Source organism: Streptomyces sp. NPDC091412, from assembly GCF_044756885.1.
GTDB lineage: Bacteria > Actinomycetota > Actinomycetes > Streptomycetales > Streptomycetaceae > Streptomyces.
Genome location: NZ_JBIVTV010000022.1, coordinates 33,878 through 49,725, shown reverse-complemented (window position 1 = coordinate 49,725; position 15,848 = coordinate 33,878). Strand labels below are relative to the sequence as shown.

General features: G+C 67.7%; 19 protein-coding genes and 2 pseudogenes. 15 read left to right on the top strand and 6 right to left on the bottom strand.

Going from position 1 to position 15,848, the window contains the following annotated elements; translation table 11 throughout:
* The first annotated feature begins 88 nt into the window (after nt 1–88).
* The 5 genes from ACIQMV_RS33745 (at nt 89) to ACIQMV_RS33725 (ending at nt 2,731) form a co-directional block, all read left to right on the top strand.
* Nucleotides 89–292 carry a cold-shock protein gene (locus tag ACIQMV_RS33745; protein ID WP_141367814.1) on the top strand — a complete coding sequence of 68 codons (204 nt, stop codon included), beginning with the start codon at nt 89–91 and terminating at the stop codon, nt 290–292.
* Nucleotides 293–615: 323 nt separating this feature from the next.
* A complete protein-coding gene (locus tag ACIQMV_RS33740) occupies nt 616–1,029 on the top strand; it encodes an Hsp20/alpha crystallin family protein (RefSeq protein WP_402597006.1) in 414 nt (137 codons plus the stop codon).
* Between the two features lie 177 nt (nt 1,030–1,206).
* Nucleotides 1,207–1,599: a hypothetical protein gene (locus ACIQMV_RS33735; RefSeq protein WP_402597005.1), complete on the top strand. Its 393-nt coding sequence runs from the start codon at nt 1,207–1,209 to the stop codon at nt 1,597–1,599.
* 368 nt (nt 1,600–1,967) lie between these two features.
* Complete coding sequence (locus tag ACIQMV_RS33730; protein WP_402597004.1) at nt 1,968–2,249, top strand: hypothetical protein; 282 nt, start codon at nt 1,968–1,970, stop codon at nt 2,247–2,249.
* Complete coding sequence (locus ACIQMV_RS33725) at nt 2,243–2,731, top strand: Tn3 family transposase (protein WP_402597067.1); 489 nt, start codon at nt 2,243–2,245, stop codon at nt 2,729–2,731. The genes ACIQMV_RS33730 and ACIQMV_RS33725 overlap by 7 nt, the downstream gene beginning before the upstream one ends.
* Nucleotides 2,732–2,826: 95 nt before the next feature.
* Here the strand turns inward: ACIQMV_RS33725 and ACIQMV_RS33720 are convergent, their stop codons facing one another.
* On the bottom strand, nt 2,827–3,126 hold the full coding sequence (locus tag ACIQMV_RS33720) for a DUF1540 domain-containing protein (RefSeq protein ID WP_384093943.1): 300 nt from the start codon (nt 3,124–3,126) through the stop codon (nt 2,827–2,829).
* A 401-nt stretch (nt 3,127–3,527) separates the two neighbouring features.
* Here ACIQMV_RS33720 and ACIQMV_RS33715 point away from each other — a divergent pair, with 401 nt between their 5' ends.
* Together ACIQMV_RS33715 and ACIQMV_RS33710 are read left to right on the top strand one after the other, a co-directional pair.
* Nucleotides 3,528–4,811: a CBS domain-containing protein gene (locus tag ACIQMV_RS33715; RefSeq protein ID WP_402597003.1), complete on the top strand. Its 1,284-nt coding sequence runs from the start codon at nt 3,528–3,530 to the stop codon at nt 4,809–4,811.
* A gap of 110 nt (nt 4,812–4,921) precedes the next feature.
* Nucleotides 4,922–5,338 carry a hypothetical protein gene (locus ACIQMV_RS33710; protein WP_401783207.1) on the top strand — a complete coding sequence of 139 codons (417 nt, stop codon included), beginning with the start codon at nt 4,922–4,924 and terminating at the stop codon, nt 5,336–5,338.
* 11 nt (nt 5,339–5,349) lie between these two features.
* Here ACIQMV_RS33710 and ACIQMV_RS33705 read toward each other — a convergent pair.
* Nucleotides 5,350–5,631, bottom strand: a pseudogene (locus tag ACIQMV_RS33705) (transposase); the annotation flags it as partial.
* A gap of 386 nt (nt 5,632–6,017) precedes the next feature.
* Between ACIQMV_RS33705 and ACIQMV_RS33700 the strand changes: the two are divergent.
* From ACIQMV_RS33700 to ACIQMV_RS33680, 5 genes are all read left to right on the top strand, one after another.
* Nucleotides 6,018–6,188 carry a hypothetical protein gene (locus ACIQMV_RS33700; protein ID WP_402597002.1) on the top strand — a complete coding sequence of 57 codons (171 nt, stop codon included), beginning with the start codon at nt 6,018–6,020 and terminating at the stop codon, nt 6,186–6,188.
* A gap of 423 nt (nt 6,189–6,611) precedes the next feature.
* The gene (locus tag ACIQMV_RS33695) at nt 6,612–8,042 is read left to right on the top strand and encodes a hypothetical protein (RefSeq protein WP_402597001.1); all 1,431 of its coding nucleotides are present in this window, start codon (nt 6,612–6,614) and stop codon (nt 8,040–8,042) included.
* Nucleotides 8,043–8,401: 359 nt separating this feature from the next.
* Nucleotides 8,402–9,688 carry a hypothetical protein gene (locus ACIQMV_RS33690; RefSeq protein ID WP_402597000.1) on the top strand — a complete coding sequence of 429 codons (1,287 nt, stop codon included), beginning with the start codon at nt 8,402–8,404 and terminating at the stop codon, nt 9,686–9,688.
* A gap of 62 nt (nt 9,689–9,750) precedes the next feature.
* Nucleotides 9,751–10,290, top strand: coding sequence for a winged helix-turn-helix domain-containing protein (locus ACIQMV_RS33685; protein WP_402596999.1), 540 nt, complete (start codon nt 9,751–9,753; stop codon nt 10,288–10,290).
* A complete protein-coding gene (locus ACIQMV_RS33680; RefSeq protein WP_402597066.1) occupies nt 10,287–10,847 on the top strand; it encodes a transposase in 561 nt (186 codons plus the stop codon). The genes ACIQMV_RS33685 and ACIQMV_RS33680 overlap by 4 nt, the downstream gene beginning before the upstream one ends.
* Here the strand turns inward: ACIQMV_RS33680 and ACIQMV_RS33675 are convergent.
* Both ACIQMV_RS33675 and ACIQMV_RS33670 read right to left on the bottom strand, forming a co-directional pair.
* Entirely contained in the window at nt 10,840–11,382 is a 543-nt protein-coding gene (locus ACIQMV_RS33675) for a hypothetical protein (protein WP_402596998.1), read from the bottom strand. The genes ACIQMV_RS33680 and ACIQMV_RS33675 overlap by 8 nt on opposite strands.
* Before the next feature lie 283 nt (nt 11,383–11,665).
* Nucleotides 11,666–12,490 carry a poly-gamma-glutamate hydrolase family protein gene (locus ACIQMV_RS33670; RefSeq protein ID WP_402596997.1) on the bottom strand — a complete coding sequence of 275 codons (825 nt, stop codon included), beginning with the start codon at nt 12,488–12,490 and terminating at the stop codon, nt 11,666–11,668.
* A 171-nt stretch (nt 12,491–12,661) separates the two neighbouring features.
* Here ACIQMV_RS33670 and ACIQMV_RS33665 point away from each other — a divergent pair.
* From ACIQMV_RS33665 to ACIQMV_RS33655, 3 genes and pseudogenes are all read left to right on the top strand, one after another.
* Nucleotides 12,662–12,895 (top strand): annotated as a pseudogene (locus ACIQMV_RS33665) (IS982 family transposase); the annotation flags it as partial.
* Nucleotides 12,896–13,138: 243 nt separating this feature from the next.
* Nucleotides 13,139–13,279: a hypothetical protein gene (locus ACIQMV_RS33660; RefSeq protein WP_402596996.1), complete on the top strand. Its 141-nt coding sequence runs from the start codon at nt 13,139–13,141 to the stop codon at nt 13,277–13,279.
* An 81-nt stretch (nt 13,280–13,360) separates the two neighbouring features.
* Nucleotides 13,361–13,588: a hypothetical protein gene (locus ACIQMV_RS33655; protein WP_402596995.1), complete on the top strand. Its 228-nt coding sequence runs from the start codon at nt 13,361–13,363 to the stop codon at nt 13,586–13,588.
* A gap of 190 nt (nt 13,589–13,778) precedes the next feature.
* Here the strand turns inward: ACIQMV_RS33655 and ACIQMV_RS33650 are convergent, their stop codons facing one another.
* The gene (locus ACIQMV_RS33650) at nt 13,779–14,009 is read right to left on the bottom strand and encodes a hypothetical protein (RefSeq protein WP_402596994.1); all 231 of its coding nucleotides are present in this window, start codon (nt 14,007–14,009) and stop codon (nt 13,779–13,781) included.
* 230 nt (nt 14,010–14,239) lie between these two features.
* Nucleotides 14,240–15,835 (bottom strand): ISL3 family transposase, encoded by a 1,596-nt coding sequence (locus ACIQMV_RS33645; protein WP_402596993.1) that lies wholly within the window; start codon nt 15,833–15,835, stop codon nt 14,240–14,242.
* Nucleotides 15,836–15,848: the final 13 nt, after the last annotated feature.

Here is a 15,848-nt window from a genome sequence, read left to right as displayed (position 1 = left end):
GGTGCTTTGCTGTGCAGCCCTCTCCGGACCAGGGCGATCACCTCCGGACCCGCACCGTGCGGGCCCGAACCCCTCGAAGGAGACAGGCATGGCCAAGGGCACTGTGAAGTGGTTCAAGGCGGAGAAGGGCTTCGGCTTCATCGAGCAGGAGGGCGGCGGCCCGGACGTCTTCGCCCACTACTCCAACATCTCCGGTCAGGGCTACCGCGAACTGCGGGAGGGCCAGCACGTGGAGTTCGACGTCACCCAGGGCCAGAAAGGCCCCCAGGCGGAGAACATTCGCGTCGTGTGACCCCAGCACCCGAACAGGCCCGGCATCGTGGGTGCCGGGCCTTGGTGCCCGGTTGCGACCGTGTCAGGCCGAAGGCCCGTCGCTGGGCAGCTCGCTCGCGTGCTCACCGGTGACCAGGTAGACCAGGTGCTGAGGCGCGAAGTCTGCGATCGGGGGTGTGGGGCATGACCGCAGGCTGCCCGATTCGCGGGGCGATACGGGGGCGCTCAGCATGGAAATGAACCCGAATGCCGTCGTTTCGCGGAGGTGAACCGCGATGAATCTGCCCGTGCACCACCGGCCCGGTCGGCTCCTGGAGCGCCCGTTCCCGGCCCTGAGCTGGGGTGAGCGAGCCGATTACCGCCGACTTCGACGACCTCTTCGAGCGGATGAACCGGTTCCTGCAGGCCGCCAGCACGGCACCCGGCGTCGGGGCCTGGTCGCCTCTGGCCGACCTGCACGAAACGGACGAGGCCTACGTGATCGAGGCGGAACTGCCCGGGATCGAGCGCGAGGACATCGACGTCGAGATCGGCGACCGGGACCAGTTCATCACTGGGGAGTGCAAGCAGTGCGAGCGCGAAGGCGTCCTGCGTCGCAGTACCCGGCGCACCGGCCGCTTCGAGTACCGGGCGCTGCTCCCGGCCGACGTCGAAGCCGAAGAGATCACGGCGACGCTGGCCGACGGGGTGCTGACCGTCACCGTGCCCAAGGCCCAGGCGGCCAAGCCGCGCCACATCGAGATCACCCAAGCCTAAAGGCAGTAAGAAAGGGTGGTGGGGAGGGGTACCTGTCCCCACCACCCGGGAGGACCGTCCCGAACCCAGGCAACCTCCGCGGTACCTGCCCGCGATAGGGCCGACCGGACCTCATTGGCCCAAAACCGCACAGACCGCCCACGCCTGGACGCGGGATCGGACGCAGAGGGCCACACCATGTCCGGTATCTATGTACTGATCCGTTCCGACGGCCGGCTGGAGTTCCGCGACGGCGTGCCGGAGCAGATGCACCGGGACACCGACCCCCATCACGGGAGGTCGGCCTCCTTCACCATTCGGCGTGCCTCATGGGGCGGCAACGGCCTGCACGGTCACGTCGGCGACGTCTCCTGCATGGCCAGCACGTACCCGCCCAACCGCATCGCCACCGCACTCGTGGCCGCCCTGGGCGGCCCCGTCCAGTACATCTTCGGCAACCTGACCATCTGCGGCACACAGGCCTCCCCCGACAGCGGGCAACCGATCCTGCGCGGTCTCACCAAGGCACAACAGCACCTCATCCACGACGTGCACACCGCGGTCACCAAGGAAACCGACACCCTGGCGTAAGGCTGAAGACGACGGCCGGCGTCGCGCTCAGGCCAGCTCGTCGGGGGCATGCCCTGGGCCCACGCCCAGGGCTACAGGACACGCGCTCGATCGTGCCAAGCCGCTGCGTGATCGTACGGTCCCCCAGGACACCGATGGCGTCGGCGACCTTGGAGCTGTTCATCGGGCTCGGCAGGGTGCGGCTGCACACGGCTTGGATACAGCCCCGCACCGAAGATCGGCAGGGGAACTTTCTGGTCAGACGATCCAAGAGCAGTAAATTTTCTTTATAGGGCAATTGCCGCAGGAATTATCTGAATGTCTTGGCTACCGCCCGCGTGACAGCCCACATCCTTCCCACAGCACCACCGGCGAAAGGAGGTGAACACATGAGCGACATCGAGCAGGAGCCTCCCGCACCCGAGGAGACCGGTACCGCCGCTGAGGAAGCAGTGCAGCCTTCGGCTGAAGCGGCAGAGGAGACGCCTGCAGCTGAGGGGGGTGAAGCCGCCGCTGAGGAAGCAGAGGTGACCCCCGCGGCTGAGGAGCCCGAGACCGCTACCGAGGAAGCAGTGCAGCCTTCGGCTGAAGCGGCAGAGGAGACGCCTGGAGCTGAGGAGAGTGAAGCCGCCGCCGAGGAACCGGAGGAGCCCCCGGCTGGTTCATCCTGATCCCACTCCCGCCGCGGCCCCGCCTGGCAGGACGGGGCCGCCGCCTAACTGTCGTCGCCCTGATCGACATCCTCAAAGAGGCCGCCCTGCGTAGCGGGATGCTCAAGGCCCTCGCCCCGGTCGGCGCCCGTGAGGCCATCGGCGAGGCGAAACTCCTCGAACGCCTGCTCCTGATCGCGTACGCGTACGGCGCCAACTCGGGGATCAGTGCGGTCGCGGCCGGCGAGCACGGGCACAGCGAGGAGGAGCTGCGCTACACCGCCCTCCGCTACCTGGCCGCCGCCAGCCTCAAGGCCGCCGGGGGTGAGATCGCCAACGCCACCTTCGCCGCCCGCCAGGGAACGGTGTGGAGCCAGGGCACCACCGTGGCCAGCGGCTCGCATCCGCCCGCCTGCGGCACTCAAGACAGAGGCGCGGCCGGGGCGGAGCCGCCGGCTGCCTGGGAGTCAGTCAGGCCGCGCCTGGGTGATCAATGTCGGTGAAGTAACGTCACTCGACAGCTCTGCGTCCGTTTTAAAGGAGCGACGGGCATAGCCGGGACTGAGCGGGTGAGCCGAGGGGGGAGGCACCGTAGGGCTCAGGCGGGTGCGTAGGTCAGGCAGTCGGCCTCGGTCTTTCGATAGCCCACGGTGATGCTGGGGGCACGGCATTCGAGTTCGGCGTTGTGCCGGCAGTCCGACATCTTGCACGCGCCGACCCGTCCGGTTACGGACGGGTCGCCGCCCTTGGCCGGGGAGGTGACGAATGTGTCGCAGTGCGCGTGCCGGACAACCACGCCGGCCGTGTCGCCCACGGTGATGGCCAGAGCGTGGCAGGCGCGGTCCCGGTTGTAGGCGCAGTGCTCGGCCGTGCACTCGGTCACGACGGGCATTTCCATGACGATGGTCTCCTCGCGGCGGTATGTATGTCCAGCTCGTCGACGGCGAGCAGCGGGCGGCTGATGTGAGCGCGGGCCCGTCAGGTCGAGCGTCGTCGTCAGCGCCGCCGACGGCCAGCGGACTTCCATCGAATGGGGTAGCGCTCGTGGGCCGTGTGCCGGTGGAGAGGGTGGGGGCGGGTCGGGCCACCTGCTTGCAGCCGTCGCCCCGTACATCGACGACGCCGTACTCGCCGACCGCATCGCCGAGGAAGAACGGCAGCGGAGGCAACTCAGGACATTCGCCGAAGAATGGGCCCGGTGACCTTCACCTGGGAAGCGCGGGAACACGAGTGACTCTCCCAAGTGACCTAGTCGCCAGCGCGCTCCGTCAACCCACGGCCAGGGGTGCCCAGCACCCGATGCGCGTGGTCACCTCGGTCATCTCACGTACCGTCGTCGGCTCGATGGTTGGGCTGCTGTTGTGGGCGCAATTGCCCGTGGTGGCGCTGGGCTGGACAGCGGGCGTGGTGCAGTCCGGCTCCGTGCGTCCCGTCCTCATGCCGGGCGACGTCGTTCTCTACCAGCCACCATCGCGCGACCGCACACCGGCGGTGGGCCAAATCGTGCTGGTCCAGGACCCCGCCCGACCCGGCCGTCTGCTTACCCATCGGGTCTACCAGGTACTTCCCAACAACGACCTGATCACCAAAGGTGACGCCAACTCCGCACCGGACTCCACCCCGATTCGGCTCGCGGCGCTCCAAGGCGTAGCACGGTTGCGCGTGCCCGGGGTCGGGCTGCCGGTCCAGCTCTGGCGCGCTGAGCTGGGTCGATCGCCGTCAGCTGTGCGCCACGTTCCGCCGCCCGCTCAGGGTCCTTGCCCAGGCCGTTCTTCGCTCCCTTGCGGCGGAGGTGGGACCGCTGGTCCTCCCCGCCAGGTCGAACGTCACTGGTCGCCGGAGCGGCGCGGTGTTGTCATGGGTAGGGAGACGGGGCGTGGGCGAACGGCCGCGAAGGTCGGGGCGCCGCGCCGTCGCGAAGCGGAGGAGGCCGATGCCATGCTGCACCGCCGCACGGTCGGTGACGTGATGACCGAAGAAGTCATCACCCTCCGCCCCGACACACCGTTCCACGAGATCGCTTCCCTGCTGGACGCGAATGACATCGCCGCGGCCCCGGTCATCGATGATGAGGGCGTCCCCATCGGTGTCGTGTCCGCGTCCGACGTGCTGCGGCATGAGACCGGCATGCCCGACCCGCAGGGGCAGTACGGGAACGACGAGCGCGCGTGGGGCAAGGCCCGGGCCCGGACCGCGGGCGCGCTCATGAGCGGCCCTGTCTTCACCGCCCGTGCCGACTGGACGATCCCCCGGGCCGCGCGGGAACTCCGCAGGCGGCACGTCAAGCAACTGCCGGTCGTCGACGACCATGGGCTCCTGACTGGAATCGTCAGCCGTAGCGACCTGCTGAACGCCTTCATCCGCTCCGACGTTGAAATCCGCGGCGAGGTCGAGCGGGACGTCCTGGGGCGCATCCTCGGCCTGGAAGAGGGCACTGTCGCGGTCGAGGTTCGGGACGGTGCCGTTACCCTGCGGGGTCAGGTCCCGGAACCGCGTCTTGTCCCGGTGGTCGTGGGCCTGTGCCAGGGCGTCGACGGTGTCGCAGCCGTGGACGCGCACCTTGCGGCCGCCCAGGCGGACTAGGGCGTTTTGTTCGGATCACCGAACCCTTGGCATGTGAGCAGCCCTCATCGAGTGCGGCCCCCTGGCGGCCTCTGTAGCCTGGCGTGGCTGTACGTCGGGGGGAGCTGACTGTGGAGAATATCCTGTCCGTGGTCATCGGGGCCGCTGTCGGCCTCATAGGGGTGGTGTTCGGTTCGTGGTTCACCGCGCGCCGACAGGACCGCATGTGGCTCCGCGAACAGAAACTCAAAGCCGGGATCGGCTTCAACACGGCCGTAGGTCAGCTACTCGATTACCTGAAGGAAACACAGCTGAGTGACGACGGTCCCGGAGCCAACGAGCTGGCGAACCGGATGCAGGAGGCACGCTCAGCCCTGTACCTGCTCTGCGCCAGCGACACCATCGATCTCGCCGATGCTCTCGCGCGTCGGGTCTGGAGCACCCGGCCCACCGACGGCAGGGACGACCGCCGGGCCGAGTACCAACAGACGCTGGACCTCCTGCGTCGCTTCACGCAGCAGCTCCGGCAAGAGATCGCCAAATCGTAGTCCCCATTGGATCACCGGGTGGACCATAGGAAGATGCCTGCGATGTGGAGTCCGGCCAGGTAGGTGGTCGCGGTCTTCTCGTAGCGGGTCGCGATGCCTCGTCACTGCTTCAGGCGGTTGATGCACCGTTCGACAGTGTTGCGCTGCTGGTAGATCTCGCGATCGAAGGCCGGCGGTCTACCGCCCCGGCTGCCTCGTCGCAGCCGGTGGCCCCGCTGGTCCGCCGGGATGGGGATCACAGCCCGGATACCGCGCTTGCGCAGGTGGTCTCGGATCGCACGAGAGGAGTAGGCCTAATAGGCATGTGGGTTGGCCGCTGGGTCCGCCCAGGCAGGGGCCGGTCAAGACGTCTGGGATGTATGCAGTGCCTGGAGTGCTTCGACAAGAGGGACGCTGTCCGGCCCCTGCCGCATCGCACCAAGTCGCCGTACTGTGCCGTGATTCGAGCCATTCCCAGGGCTACCTCCCGATCAGCCGGAGCCGTCGAGTTCTTCACGAGAGCGAGGCCCCTGGGCAGGGCTGGGGTCACGGACGGCTGATGGGGTGGTGCGCCCGCGAGCGCTTCTATTAGGTCGCCGAGTGGCCCCGCCACGGCTTGATACCGATGGACAGCGACGCTTCAAAAGGAGCGGGTGGTGAACGCAACCTGCGGAATCGACTGGGCCGAGGACCACCACGAGTGGCGGTGGTCGACTCCGACGCCCGGCTGCATGGGGAGCCGTCCGTCGCCTGGTTCGATACGGACGACAACTCGGAACTGGCCCTCGCCCCGGACTTTCACTCCTTCATCGAGAGCCTCACCTCCGCTCGCGAGTTCGACAGCGAGTGGAGCGAAGGTTCACCCGGCTGAGTCCGCCTGCAAAGCAACGCTGTGGAAGCCGGGTCCCTGAGACGAGCCCATCGCCGGCTGGATCCCGCGCTCCTGCAGGTGTCCAGCAAAGCGCCGACACCTGGACCAACGACCGACAAGCGCCGCGCCTTCGTCAACGACCTGGAGCAAAGCCAGCTGATCGCGGTCTCCGCGGCCTCGAACCGGGCCAAGGGCGACAAGGCCCGGACGCCGGGCGCTCGCCGTCGGTCGCCTACTGGTGCACGTACAGCCGTGCCTGGACCCACATCAAGAACATCTACGGCCTCAGCGCCACGGTGAGCGAGAAGAACGCGCTCACTGACGTGTTCGACACCAGCGTGCAGCAACAACTGCTTGGCCCGCCAGGAAAGCTCGGCGGGCCGGGTCGCAGGTGGTGTCGGTGGCTGACCCTAGGGTGTCCCCGTGAATGTGGATGATCTTCAGTGGCAGTTGAGCAACCTCGGCGGTGTCCTGCCGCGCATCGTGGACGAGATCCTCGAACGCGGCGGCTTGGAGGCCCTGGTGGAGGCGGCGCGGGAGCGTGAGGACTGGTTCTGCGCTGCGGGTGCGGTGCAGGGTCTGTGCGCGGCGGGGGAGTTCGGGCGGGCCTGGAAGGTGGTGGAGCCGTTCGCGGCTACCGGTTGGCAGCCGGCGGTGCGGGCGGGCGCCGACGTCCTGTTGCGGTGGGGCCGCGTCGACCAGGCGCTGGATCTGGCGCACCCCAAGGAGCAGCAGGAGAACGCGGTCGACGCGTGGCGGGACTACGCTGAGGCGCTGGTCCGGGCCGGGCGGGTGGAGGACGCGATCGGCGTTCTCGGCCCGTACCTGCGCGGCGGGCGGGTGCTGGGCGCCCTGGTGGAGATGACCGAGGGCCAGGGGTGCGACGAGCGGGTGTTGGAGCTGCTCGCCCCGATCGCCGAGGAGTTCCGGCGTAACTCGGAGGAGTACGGCATTCGTGACCTGTGGGACGTCCTGCCCGCACAGGCCCGGGTCCTGGAGCGGTCCGGCCACGCGGACGAGGCAATCCGGTTGCTCGGCACGGACGTGGCCGCACGCCGGTACGGGCCGCAGAACAACGTTGAGTTCTATGCCGAGTTGCTGGCCCGACACGGTCGGATCGAGGAACTTCGCGACCTTGCCGACACCCGTAGGTACGCCGCCGTACGCCCGTACGTGACGGCCCTGGAGAACCTGGGTCGAGCCGGAGAAGCGGAGGCGTACCTGCGCGACCTCATCGCCGCCAAGCATCCGGGCCGGCACGAGAGCGCGCTGATGGGGCTGCTCATCCGCCAGGGTCGGTTCGATGAAGCCATCGAGTCGGTGGAGCACACGTTCGACGACCTCTACGACGAAAACCTTCTCCAGGCAACCATGATCCTCCTCGCCGACCAGGGCCAGCACGACAAGGCCCTTGGCCTCACGGAAGGACGCAGCCCCGACTTCCTCGCCGAGAACGAGGCGTTCTGGCTCCGGTCCAACCGGTGGTGGCTCATGGGAGAGTCGGGACGCGCCCAGGAAGCGATCGCGGAGATCGAGGCGCTGCCGGCCAGCGAGGTCGACGACCGCGAGCTGACCATCGCCTGGCTGCTCGCCCAGGACGGCCGCCTCGAGGAGGCCATCGCCCGCCTGCGCGCGCTTCCTGGCAAGCGGGCCGCAACCGACCTGGCCGAACTGCTGATCCGGCATGGCCGCTTCACCGAGGCCATTGCCGTCATCCCCGACGTGGCCGCCCAACGGAAGGAGAAACGACGCTTCTGGACGGACCGAACGGAGTGGCAGGAGGCTGCTCCGTCCGACGTCGGCTACGGGTGCGACGACTCATGGACCGCCCCGAATACCGCGCACCTGGAATGACGCTCCCCGCCAACAGAGGGTTGGCCCGCTACCTGGGTAGCTTCGCGGTGCGCTCGGGGTAGGCGGTGGCGACGTAGCGTCTTGCAGCTCAGATCCCGGCGTCTGTCTTGAGCGACGTACTGGGCATCTCTATCACCTGCGCGGTGGCCTGGTCCCACGACGCCGGCAACGCAAGGCTCGGCTATGCAGCGGACATCGCACGTCGGGAACTTCGCAAGTCTGAATAGCCGCAGTTGCCAGTACGCCCCGGGAAAGTGATGTCACACCCATCATGACAGGTCAGAGCGCGTTTTCGTAGGAGGAACGGCACAGGTGACGAGCCTTGTTCGGCCCTCTCTGGGGCACTCAGAATCTCCGTTATGAATCACTCGGGGAGAGTCGATCAGGACGACATCGTGCGGGCGCGGAATGTGCTGCTCGCGTCGGGACACCGCACGGCGCACGAGGAAGTCGACGCGTACCGGGTGCTCGCCCAGGTCAGCCCCGCCTCGTACCTGCCGCTCTTGGCCAGGGCGCTGCAACGTCTGAGTTACGACACCAGCTCCGGCAAGAAGCATGCGGCCTGCCTCGCGCTGTGCGAGGAGGCGGTGGCCGTGGCTCGGTCCATCGATCCGGCCGAACCTGCCCGTGCGGATGTTCTGTACGAGGCTCTCGACACGTGCCAGAGAGAGCTGTACGACCTGGGTCGACGCGCCGAAGGGCTGGCCATGCGTGCCGAGATGCTTGCCATTGGGCGTGCGCAGGCCGAACTGTCCGGAGGCTCCGTGGTCAAAGGGCTGCATGTATGGGCTGCCGGTCTTTCCGAGGAAGGCCGGTATGCCGAGGCTGCCGATGCCATGACCGAGTTGGTCGCAGCGATCCTGCCCGACGGGTCCGGCAGCGGGGGTCTCGCCTGGTCACTCCTGGAGTGGATCGCCGCTCTCCATGACGCTGGCCGGTCCGGCGAAGCACTCGCCGCGTTCGAGACACTCGTCAGCATGGAAGCGGCCGAAGCCGCGAATGACCGCGGCCCGATGGCCTGTCATCTCTACTCGCTCATCGGGTATGCGCAGATGCTCGATACCCACGGCCGAGGAGGGCAGGCGGCACTCGTCCGGCAAGAGGCACTCGCCTTGCTGACGGAATTGGCCGATACCGGTGAGCGGAAATCCTGGAGTGGCTATCAGGCGTCGCTTTGGGCGGCGCTGCTGTCCTTCTCCGGCGCCGAGAGCGATCGGCCTGCGTCCGATGAGCCGCGTCCCCCTTTAGGGGCGGCGCCCATGCAGTGGTCGCCCGATGCCAAGCGGCGCTACTTCGACAGCCGTCATGCCCTCCGTGAGCAGGTGGACACGCTCGCTCCGCGAGCCACCGAGGATCCGGACCAGCATCTGGCTGAACTGGTCCGGCTGCATCGGGTCCTCACCGTCCGCTCCGCCGTTTACTGGGAGAACCGCACCCATCTGTTCGCGGAGCGAGTGCGCTCCCTGTTCGACAACGGAGTGGGTCTGGCCCGTCGGCTGTCTCAGCACGATCCGACAGACGGAACGCGAACACTGGCCAGGATCCTGATCGACCGATCGACCTTCCACGCCGCCGCCCACGAATTCGGGCCCGCCCTCGACGACTTCCGCCAAGCCCTGAGCTACCTGGGGGAGGCCAACTACTGACTTTGGAAGCGTGATGTCGTTGAGGGCTGACGGGGGTGTGATCGTCGCGGTATGCCGTTTGTATGAGGTATCCGCAGGGTGGTGGGCTGACGCCTGAACGGCAGGCGTTTCGTGAGCGGATCCGGATGGAGGCCGCCGAACGGTTCGGCGCCGGTGCCTCCAGCGCGGAGGTCGCCAAGGATTTACGGGTGAGCGTGCGTTCGGTTCAGCGGTGGCGCCGGGCCTGGCAGGACGTCGGCCCGGACGGTCTTCGGTCGGTGGGGCCGGTGTCGTTGCCCAGGCTGAGCGAGAAGCTGTTTGCGGTACTGGAGCAGGAGTTGGCCAAGGGACCGGTCGCGCACGGCTGGCCGGACCAGACCTGGACGCTGGCCCGGATCAAGACCTTGATCGGGCGGCGGTTCCACAAGTCGTTCACTCTCTCGGGTATCTCCCAGATGCTGCGTCGCCACGGCTGGAGTCAGCAGGTCCCGGCCCGGCGAGCGGTCGAGCGGGACAATGCGGCCGTGGCCGGGTGGGTGAAGGAGACCTTCCCGCACGTGGAAGCACCGCGGCGGCGCTCGACGCCTACCTCGTCTTCGAGGACGAGGCCGGCTTCTCGATGACGCCGCCCACCGCCCGCACCTGGTCCCCTCGTGGCGACACCCCGGTCATCACGGTGAGGGGACGCTCCCAGCGCCAGATCTCGATCGCGGCCCTGGCCTGCTACAAACCCGGCGAGCGCTCGCGGCTCATCTACCGGCCCATGGTCCACCCGGACCACAAGGCGGGCGGGCGACGCAGCTTCGCGTGGACCGACTACCGCAACCTACTCATCAGAGCCCACCAGCAGCTCGGCAAGCCGATCGTCCTGGTCTGGGACAACCTCAATGTCCACCGTGACCGCCGCTTACGCGCGTTCATCGACGCCCAGGACTGGATCACCGTCCACTACCTGCCTCCATACGCGCCACACCTCAACCCGGTCGAGGGCATCTGGTCCCTGCTCCGCAGGCGCTGCCAAGCCAACACCGCCTTCACCGACCCCGCCCACCTGATGCGCGCCCTCCGGCGGGGACTGCGCCAAGTCCAGTACCAGCCCGACCTCATCGACGGATGCCTTACCGGCACCGGACTCACCCCGACGACACCACGCCTAAAGTGCGGAGAAGCCCTTACGTGACGTCGGACGGGACAACAGCGCCATCTGCTCGGCGTAGTTCTCCGGCTGCCAGAACAGCATAGGCAGCGCCGAGGAAGAGCACGCCTGGGATGGCGAGCATGGTGCGCTGATCGCTCTCCAGGACATCTTGGTAGCGGCTCTGGGAGATCTCGACCATGCCGCGCGCATGGGGCGTCGTGTCGAAGGCGACATAACGGCCATCCCTTACCTCGGCTGACTGCAGGTTCCCTTCCGTTGCCGTGCTGAAGACCGACAGCGCCACTCCCCACAGGGCCAACGCTCCGAGTGTCATCTGCACCTTGCCGGGCAGGCACCGGAAGGCCAGCCATATCGCGTGTTTGTCCGCGCCCGTCAGGATCAGTCGCACCAGGGCAGATGCAAAGGTCAAGAAGAGTGACGCGAAAGTCGCGGCCGTCAACCATCTCGCGTCTGTGAGCGGCAGGGCCCCAGGCAGCCACGTGAGCGTGGCCAGCACCAAGAGCGTGGCGCCCAGCCCGGCTGCAACACCACCGTGCAGCTTGAAAGTCCACCCCATGCTTCACAGCGTGTCACAAAGTCCGGTCAGGCCGTTGCTGTACACCCTGTGCGCACCTCAGCAGACGGCATACCGCAGGGAACACGATTCGTCAGACCCCAACGACATCACGCCAACAAGCTCAGTAGAGCTCGGCGCTGGTCGGAGTCCTGTTCGATGTGTTGTCCGGGGGAGTTCCGGCCCTCCGGCGTGACGCATGTTCGGGCTCCCATGGAAAGCGGCACAGCCAACCGCACTGCCTCTCAGACCGGGGCGTCACGGGTCGAGCTCGGCAGGCGTTGTGTCAGGCGATGCGCTGTTCGGCCTCCATCCGCTGGATTGCGGTACGGACGGCGGCAACGAAATCCCAGAAGACCTGGGTGGTGCTGGTCTTGCGGCCCGCCCGCGTGTTGACCCCGAACATCGCAGCGCGCAGATCGGTGGTGATCTCCAACTGCGCGCCCATGCCCAGCAGGGTGCGGTTGACGATGTTCTGCGGTGAGACGCCGGCCAGCTCCTCCTCGCCGACCGCGTCGACGGCCCGGATCCCGGCGGTTTTGAAGGCACCGAGCAGGTACTGCTTCAGAGTGGTGTTGAGGCCGCCCACCAGCACCGCCCGCGCTCCGGCCTCCAGACCGGCCTGGCTGGGCGTGCAGCCGTGCAGCGACAGCACATTGAGGCTGCCCGCGCAGAGCGAGCGTGCGACGGTGTCGTCGCAGTGGATCGAGGTGACGTGCATGACCCCGTTGTCGGACGAGCGCAGCGCTTCGAACATCCAGTAGTCGTGGACCGGCCCTCCCCCAGGGGTGACGGACAGGTCCGCCGGATGGTAGCCGGCGATGGCCAGGCACAGCTCCGAGGTGCCAGTCTCTATTCCGCCGCCGTGCGGTGCTATGACCGTCGTCCTGCCGAAGTCGTAGCGGTCGGTGAGGCTGTTGTCCTCCATGGCGTGGCGCCGGTACCGGCGGCCGTAGTCGGTGCCCTCGACCAGGCTGCTGTCCGCGTACATCGCGGTGTTCGACGGATAGGTGTCACCGGTGCTCGCGGCCTGCGCCAAGCTGCTGCCGGCGCCGACCAGTGCGGGAGCCGCAGCGAGGGCCGTCAGAACAGTTCTCCGAGACGTTGTCATGATCCCTATCCTGGCAGTGGCGACACGCCGCCTACCAGCGGGTTTCCGGGCCACTCGATGACGAGAACGCGACGGGGGGCACCGTCCCGGTCGGGTGACGGCGCCCCCGGGGTGCGGGTTGGGATCAGTGCCCGCGCGCGATCCACTCCTGGAGTGGGGGGCCTCGGCCTCAAGCGGGAGAAACGCCGCAAGGGCGAGTCCCTGCTGAAGTCGGTGCGACAGCTGATCGAGTCGGTGAACGACACCCTCAAGGGCCAGCTCGACCTGGAACAGCACGGCGGCCGGACCTTCGAGGCCGTCGCCGTCCGCGTCGCCCAGCGCGTCCTCGCGCTGGCCGCGGCGATCTGGCACAACCACAAGACCGGACAGCCGGTCATGCGATCCCTGATCGCCTACGACCACTAATCACATCGGAATGACTCGTCTAGGGCGAACGGGCACGGGCCGCGCGTGATGCTGGCTCATGAATCGTCGGCCACTGGGGACTCGACCGGTACCGGCCCCGTGCCCCGGACCGGAGCAGCCGCGCCGCTGGGCGTCGCGCGAGCCGGCGCATGTGCACGAGGCGAAGATGGAGGGTCATCAGGAGGGATGAAGCTGCCCGTCCAGACTTGGCCCAAAAATCGAACACACGGTCTAATAGCGGGCATGGAGCACGCGACCTTCCCCCCAGACCTGATGCAGCTCCAAACGGACTGGCACCGCACCTACGAGGCCCTGGCTGCGCCGGACCCGGCCCGGACCACTGTGCTGCGCCGCCGGCTGCAGTGGCTGTCCGTTCGGCTGTGATGGCACCCGGAGTGGGCCGGGCCGCATGCCGGCCGCGCGGGCCGAGCTGCGCCACCAGGCCCGCGCCATGCAGGAGCAGCGGTGAACCGGCGCCCGGAGCACCTGACCGAGCGGGAGGAGGAGATCCTGCGCTGCATTCGCCGGTGGATCGAAGACGAGGGTGAGGGACCGTCGGTGCGGCAGCTCGCCCACGCCGTCGGGATGCGCAGCACGGCCTCGGTCGCGTACCACCTGGCCAACTTGGAACGGTCCGGCGCGCTGATACGCGACGGTCGCGGCTGGAACACCTGCCGCCTGGGCCACTACTGACTTTGGAAGCGTGATGTCGTTGGGGGCTGACGGGGTGTGACCGTCGCAGTATGCCGTTTGTTAGCCCCGATCGGACCCCATTCCCACGCATTCCGGCGGCCCAGTCGAGCTGATGCAAAGACGGCCTGTTGAGAGGCGCCCGCCAGTTGAGAGGCGCCTGCCAACAGGCCGCTCGGTGGCTTGCCTCGCCCTACTTGGTGTGCTGGTACTTGGCGAAGGCGCCCGCCTCGAACAGGCCGGCGGCGCGGGCTGCGGTGACGTAGGTGTACTGACGCTCGCCGACCTGGGTGCTCGGGTCGGGGAGGTCGCCGCCGCCGACGCCCTTGAGGTTGAGCCGGCAGGCGTGGGCGCTGGCCGGGGTGGTTGGGGTTGTGGCCAGCGCCGGCGACCACGAGCGGGCGGAGCAGCTCGCCCGGGCCATCACCAACTCGCACCAGCAGGCGCGGGCGCTGACCGAGGTGGCAGAGGCGTGTGGTCTGCCGCGGGCCGGTCACTTGTTGGGGGAGGCATTCGCTCTGGGATCATGGCTGAGGCCTCTGCCGACGCTGGCGAAGCTTTACCCGCAGGAGATGATCCGGATCGCTGGCTGGGTGTTGACTTTATCGAGCGGTAGCGGCTCTGGTCCACTTCGTGTGGTCCGGTAACGCTCGGTCACGCCAATAGGACCCGCTTGCGGAGGAGTTCGAATCCTGCGCGGCCGAACATCTGGCGCTTGAGCATCTTGATCCTGTTGACATGGCCCTCCACGACGCCGGAGTTCCAGTGAAGGGTGAGGCCAGCGGTGACGGCGTCGAGGTCGCACAAGAGGTGCTGAGCGAAGTGGCGGAGGCTGGGCAGTTCAGTGGTGGCGCTGGCCGCTTCGATCCATGCGGGGAGTCGGTCGCCTTGCAGGTGGGTGAGCATGTGGGCGAAGGAGCGCACGTGCTCGGCGAGCGCTGTCAGTTCGGGGCAGTTGGCCAAGGCGGATTTGAGCTGGATCTGGTCGCCTTCGGGCAGGGCGTCGGGGTGGGTGAGGATCCAGCGTGTAACGGCTCGGGCTGATGGTGGCCGGGGGCCGACCGGTTGGGGCTTGCCGCGAAGAGTCCTGCTGACGTAGTCACGGACGCTGGCGTAGCCCCGGGGATAGCCCTGTTCCTTGATCTCCTCCCACAGTTTCCAGGCGTTGGTGCAGCCTTCCTGCCAGTGCTGGTCGAGGTAGGGCTTGTAGTCATCGAGCCTGGTCACACGGCTTTGCCACTGGCCGGTGAACATCTCCTCCGGAGTGGTGGCGCGGGAGAAGCGCAAGATCGTGTTGAGGGTCATGCCGAGCTGTCGGGCGATGGATCGCTTGCTGTGACCGGCGGCGAGGAGAGCGTGGATGGTTGCGTGTTTGGCGCGGGTGCGTTCGGCGAACCGGTGCCCTGTCGGCCAGGGCGACAACGCGGTCGGCTCCGCCTTCTCCTGAGGTTCCTCCGGCCGTGCCGGCATGGGGCGCAAGCAGCTGCGGTGCCGGTAGACGCACTTCTCGGCGGCTTCTCCCAGGTTGTGCCAGAGGTGCCATCGGTCAGCGACCTGGAGGGCCTGCGGGGCGCCGCGGGTGGCTCCTTCGGCGAAGAAGGGGGCCCGGTCACGGCAGATGATCTCGATTCCGGGCCGCTTGGCGAGCCAGGCCGCGAGCGTGTCTGCCTCCCGGTCGGGAAGGAGGTCGATCGGACGACGTGTTTCGACGTCGACGAGCACGGTTCCGTAGAAACGACCCTTGCGCTGGGCGTATTCGTCCACGCCGACCACGCGGGGTGTGGTGGTGGCGGGGTCCGGAAGCGAAGCGATCAGCCTCAACAGAGTGTTCCTGCTGACCGGGACCTCGAAGGCATCCGTCATGAGGGCGCCGGCCCGGCCTGCGAGCGCGAGACCGACCGACCCCAGCGTTGATCGCAGCCGTTCAGTACGGCGTCCGAACCGGCGAGTGAGCCCGGGGACTTGCCCGGCGAAGGTCTTTCGTGGGCAGAAGTCCTTCGCGCAGACGAACCGCCGTACCCGTAACGACACCACGACGAACTTGCCCGCCGCCGGCAGATCACGAGGAAACCGCAGGTAGGAGCCATGTATTCGCCCCGACCAGCATCCACACTCTGGACAGGCCGCCCGTCGTGCGGTCGTACGAGCCTCGACTCGGACGACCGTGTCGGTCACCTCGACCGACTCCACCAACACGCCCTCGACCGAGGAGAACAGCAGCTCATCCAGCTGCGGCAGCACTTCGTTCACAGCGAAGGACTCT

Coding starts and splice junctions, on each gene's coding strand:
- ACIQMV_RS33745 (WP_141367814.1), top strand. CDS start 89: ATGGCCAAGGGCACTGTGAAGTGGTTCAAGGCGGAGAAGGGCTTCGGC.
- ACIQMV_RS33735 (WP_402597005.1), top strand. CDS start 1,207: ATGTCCGGTATCTATGTACTGATCCGTTCCGACGGCCGGCTGGAGTTC.
- ACIQMV_RS33730 (WP_402597004.1), top strand. CDS start 1,968: ATGAGCGACATCGAGCAGGAGCCTCCCGCACCCGAGGAGACCGGTACC.
- ACIQMV_RS33720 (WP_384093943.1), bottom strand. CDS start 3,126: ATGGAAATGCCCGTCGTGACCGAGTGCACGGCCGAGCACTGCGCCTAC.
- ACIQMV_RS33715 (WP_402597003.1), top strand. CDS start 3,528: ATGCGCGTGGTCACCTCGGTCATCTCACGTACCGTCGTCGGCTCGATG.
- ACIQMV_RS33690 (WP_402597000.1), top strand. CDS start 8,402: ATGAATCACTCGGGGAGAGTCGATCAGGACGACATCGTGCGGGCGCGG.
- ACIQMV_RS33685 (WP_402596999.1), top strand. CDS start 9,751: ATGAGGTATCCGCAGGGTGGTGGGCTGACGCCTGAACGGCAGGCGTTT.
- ACIQMV_RS33680 (WP_402597066.1), top strand. CDS start 10,287: ATGACGCCGCCCACCGCCCGCACCTGGTCCCCTCGTGGCGACACCCCG.
- ACIQMV_RS33675 (WP_402596998.1), bottom strand. CDS start 11,382: ATGGGGTGGACTTTCAAGCTGCACGGTGGTGTTGCAGCCGGGCTGGGC.
- ACIQMV_RS33670 (WP_402596997.1), bottom strand. CDS start 12,490: ATGACAACGTCTCGGAGAACTGTTCTGACGGCCCTCGCTGCGGCTCCC.
- ACIQMV_RS33660 (WP_402596996.1), top strand. CDS start 13,139: ATGGAGCACGCGACCTTCCCCCCAGACCTGATGCAGCTCCAAACGGAC.
- ACIQMV_RS33650 (WP_402596994.1), bottom strand. CDS start 14,009: ATGGCCCGGGCGAGCTGCTCCGCCCGCTCGTGGTCGCCGGCGCTGGCC.